This window comes from Acidithiobacillus sp. TH-A35, assembly GCF_057473505.1.
The window spans coordinates 1-4,265 of sequence record NZ_JBYCKR010000174.1 but is presented as its reverse complement, the minus strand read 5'-3'; the positions used below and the strand labels follow the sequence as shown (position 1 = coordinate 4,265).

General features: G+C 55.5%; 3 protein-coding genes and 1 pseudogene. All 4 read right to left on the bottom strand.

Features of this window, described 5'->3' with window-relative positions; translation table 11 throughout:
• Positions 1-566: 566 nt before the first annotated feature.
• The gene (locus AC2VNK_RS06105; protein WP_065413323.1) at positions 567-1,022 is read right to left on the bottom strand and encodes a DUF3617 domain-containing protein; all 456 of its coding nucleotides are present in this window, start codon (positions 1,020-1,022) and stop codon (positions 567-569) included.
• A gap of 381 nt (positions 1,023-1,403) precedes the next feature.
• A complete protein-coding gene (locus AC2VNK_RS06100) occupies positions 1,404-2,375 on the bottom strand; it encodes a nuclease-related domain-containing protein (protein ID WP_486883181.1) in 972 nt (323 codons plus the stop codon).
• A gap of 82 nt (positions 2,376-2,457) precedes the next feature.
• Positions 2,458-2,799, bottom strand: a pseudogene (locus AC2VNK_RS06095) (WGR domain-containing protein); the annotation flags it as partial.
• Positions 2,800-2,954: 155 nt separating this feature from the next.
• The coding region (locus AC2VNK_RS06090; RefSeq protein WP_486883180.1) for a DEAD/DEAH box helicase family protein at positions 2,955-4,265 on the bottom strand (1,311 nt) is incomplete at its 5' end.

Sequence of the window (4,265 nt, the reverse complement as noted above, 5' to 3'; positions counted from 1 at the left end):
TGGGCGTCGCACCTTCGGCCATCAATGTGGTATTCGGCGGTTGAACATCAACAAACAGCTACGGATCAAGGCTCCCGCACACCTGCCATCGGTTTTTCAGGCGCAGGCGAGCCTGCTGGACTGACGGTCGGCGAACAAGGCGGGTAAATATACGGGCATACCCCTGCGGCGCTATCATTTCCCTAGCAGCCATTAGTCGGACTTTCACGGGCCAGCCTATTGAGGTATAATTAATTATAATTCAATATGATGAGTGAACGGTGGCCCACTTTATAGACCCCGACCGCAAGACCAGTTATCTCCTGCCTCCGTCCATGGAGGACTGGTTACCCGAAGGGTGTCAATCAGCGCTTGTGATTGGTCAGTTTTCAGCAGGGATCAGCGTCAAGATTGTTCACCCACGACCAGATCACTATTCTGGCAATTCTTACTCTCCTTCAGCGAGTTAGGGAGCTAATTTTCACGACATAGTGCGGTAAAATCCTGATGCTGACAGGTGGCTAACGGATAACGCTGATTAACATGCCAGGGTGAACCGCCCCATCTCAAAACTGAGATGCATTCCTCTATTTCACAGCCCCGCAATGATCACTGAGATGTTTGCCCTGCATCTGCATGGTCGTAACGGTCGTGTAATGCGCGGCGCTGTTGATTTCTTCAGTGATAACCCAATGCGAGTCAAGATGATGGGCGCTGGTCCGAAACCACCCTACCTGCGTGACTACGGCACCCGGAGCCAGACAATGGAAAGTCCACTGGGTTTTGCCATCCGATAAGGTCTTATGACTGCTGCTACAATGTACGCTGCCCGCAGGTAAAAACACCGATTCCGGCTTTTGATTGGCCTTTACGCAGAGTTGCATGCTGCGCTGCATGGGCGTGCTGATGGGCGGCGACGACACCTTGGTCGTTCCGGAAATCTGCATGGCCCAGAGCCCGGGCTGCATAGGGGCATCTGCTGCCAGAGTTGGCACACTGATCGCGGCGGTGATTACTGCAGTCAAAATTACAACATGACGCATGGTTTAAAACTCCTTTGCTGATGTAGGCTGGAGTATATCTCCGGCACAACATCTTCTCTTCCAATCTGAGAAACAAGGCGCCCGCCCTTCCCCCTTACGTGCCCACCTACCGGCGGCGCTGGGCGCTATTATCTGATATAGGTCGGTTCAGTTGAGTGTGAGCCACTTTGATCAATTGCCTGCTGTGTCACCCCCTGTACCCACATCAGCCGCGCTGCTGCCCATTCCCGACCATCATCGAACAGGGTGCAAGTACGACCCAGCCCATACAGGTGCCTTATTCCCCCGTACCGGCATCCATATCCTGCATTTCACTAGAATGCTGTCAACGGGATTTAAAACTGACACACTTTTTCTTCTGGCGAGCAGAGCGGGCCGTTTCTACTGCTGAAACTGTTTCTGATGTGCTCGACAGTATGCTCGCCCACCAAATCGGTCCTTGCGCGTAAAACAAAAATGGGCTTCCTCCTGGCTAATGGGTGCCCTACATTGAAAGCAAAACTTCTCCGACTTTGTGATGTCTTCCGACGGCTTTGACTGCGTCCGCAGAATAGAAGAGTCAGTGTCTTGATTACCAAATACGCTGGATGGTGCCTGACTCGCGCCCTGTATTTCATCCTCAGTAATCCCAAACCGTTTCCGGTAATCCGGATAGGGTGCCGGTTGATGCCAGGATGCGATTTGTTGCCCTATGGACTGTAGGTTATTCCGGCCGATAGCCTGTGGTAACCGTCGTACGGCATCCAGAAAGGTGAACGTCTTCTGGAATGTCCGCACCGCGTTCTCATAGAAAAGGTCTCCCTTGATGACATTGGAAAAGCTGTCAGGGGTCGGACGATCAATACGTCCCCGACCGGAGATCATCACATAGTTGTGGAAGATTGGTTGCGTCAGACCCATACGGCGAGGAATGGCCTTGTACCGTTTTAGCAGGCGTTGCAGCAACATGATGTGCCGATCATTCTGTGCAACCGGTGAGTCTATTGGATAGGGACTCCCTTCCTTGGGATAGGCCTCAAACTCCCCCTGTGGTGATATTCGCACGCCCCTGGCGTAATTTTTAGTTTCCAGAACAAAGAAATCCAGAGTGCGTACGATAAGCAGATGGTCAATCTGCGCAACATCATTACCATCGACCAGACGCAGGTCATGGAGCACCACCCAGTTTTTGTATTCCCTGAACCGAAAATTGAGATCATAGGCAACCTGAGCTTCAGCACTTTCTCCGGCTTGCAGGTTCCGCTTCTCTTGCTCGACCAGTCGGCGGTGCTCAGGCGTGAGATTACAGGACAGCAGGAGATCCAGTTCCATGGTCTTTTTGCGCCAGGTGGTATCCCGTTCTTTGATGATCATGGGGTGGAGTACCTTTGTACGTACTAAAAACGATTCTGCAATATTAGATGATTGAGGCTATCGTGTCACAAACGCTTACGGCCTACGGCTTGATACAGTAGAGATACCCCCGCTGGCGTCGCTGTTTATCCACATCGGCAGCTATGGTCTCGGCCATATCAGGTGATGAAATGCCCTGTCGGACCACTCGGGTAGGCCGCTGGCCTATCCGTCCCCAGCTCTTCACCAGTTCCCACTCTCCCCAGAGGTTCTGCTGAAGGGTCAGGCGGTAATACCGCCGTCCGGGTATGGCCATGATAAACTCCAGCGACTGCCCATTGGCCAGCCGAATCGCCTACAGGGCTGCCAGATTGTCCAGACTCAACAACCCGCGATCCGCGATGAGCACTAGGCGCCGCACCGTCGGAAAGCGCTCCAGCACTTTTGCACCGGCAATGGCTATGAGGAAAATTGCAAAACGGATCAATTAAAATGATGAGGATCTGCTTACGAGAAATTCGGCAGGCGGGTTTGGCCGAGCAGCACGCATAGGCCTTCCGGCAGGTATCAGAGCAGTGCTGACGTTCCACTGACCACTCATCATGGTGTTGGCATGGACAGATCAGCGGTACCCTCGTCCGTTATTCGATAACCCATCGCCCGGTAACCGCGCTGACGTTTATCCCACATTCGCAATAGTGCCGGATGCCCGGTGTCTATGAAGTCGACGACGCGTACCTGGGTCTTGGTGGCATGCTCCCGGTGCAGCCGACCGGCATATTGCTGCAACGTGCCCCTCCACGACACCGGCATTGCCAAGACCAGTGTATCCAGTGGCGGATGGTCGAATCCTTCCCCAACCAGCTTGCCGGTGGCGAGCAGCACACGAGGAGCGTCCGGTGGCAGCGCGCCAAGTTCCGCGATGACCAAAACACGCTGCTTTTTGGACATCCGGCCGTGCAGGAGGAACAAGGGCGGTACCTTGCCACCCAAAGCGGCATGGATAGCATCGAGATGCTCGTTGCGCTCGGTCAGCATCAGTATCTTGCCGTCCCGGCGGTATGCATTTTCGATCTCGGCCGCAATAGCTTCCGTTCGGGCTTGGTCATTGGCAAGGTGCCGGAACACGTCCTGAATCCCGGCTTCGGGCGGCAGATCGATGCGTGAATGGAGAAATCGTGGCACCACCGCGAGATCATGCGGGGCGCCGATCGGTTTCGCGGCCGTATATCGAATCGGTCCGCACTGCATGAAGATGATGGGCTGCTGACCATCGCGGCGAATCGGCGTGGCGGTCAGGCCGAGCACATATTTCGCTTTGACCCGCTTCAGGATGGCGTCAAAAGACGCCGCGCCGACGTGGTGACATTCATCCACAATGACGTGACCGTAGTTCTCGACGATGGGATTGACCTCACCATGGCGTGACAGCGACTGCATGACGGCAATGTCGATCTGGCCGGTAGGCTTGGCTTTGCCGCCACCAATCGTGCCAACCACGCCCTTGCTCACGCCGAGGAACGACTGTAGCCGCTCCTGCCACTGCTTGAGTAATTCGGTGCGATGCACCAGCACCAGGGTGTTCACGCCATGCCGGGCGATCATTGCGGCCGCCACGACGGTTTTGCCGAAGGCGGTGGGCGCGCACAGTACGCCCGCGTCGTGACGCAACATCGCGGTGACAGCCGCCTCCTGATCAAGGCGCAGGGTTCCCGCGAAATGTACGTCGATGGGTTCACCGGGAACCCGCTCGTCACGCAGTTCGCAGCGGATGCCGTTGTCGCGTAGCAATTCCTGCGCGGCGTCGAGGCAGCCGCGCGGCAGGGCGATGTGCTGCGGATAGTTCTCGGCACAGCCGATGACGCGCGGTTTGTCCCACACCGACATCCGCATCGCCTGCGCCTTGTAGAA

Coding starts and splice junctions, on each gene's coding strand:
- AC2VNK_RS06105 (WP_065413323.1), bottom strand. CDS start 1,022: ATGCGTCATGTTGTAATTTTGACTGCAGTAATCACCGCCGCGATCAGT.
- AC2VNK_RS06100 (WP_486883181.1), bottom strand. CDS start 2,375: ATGATCATCAAAGAACGGGATACCACCTGGCGCAAAAAGACCATGGAA.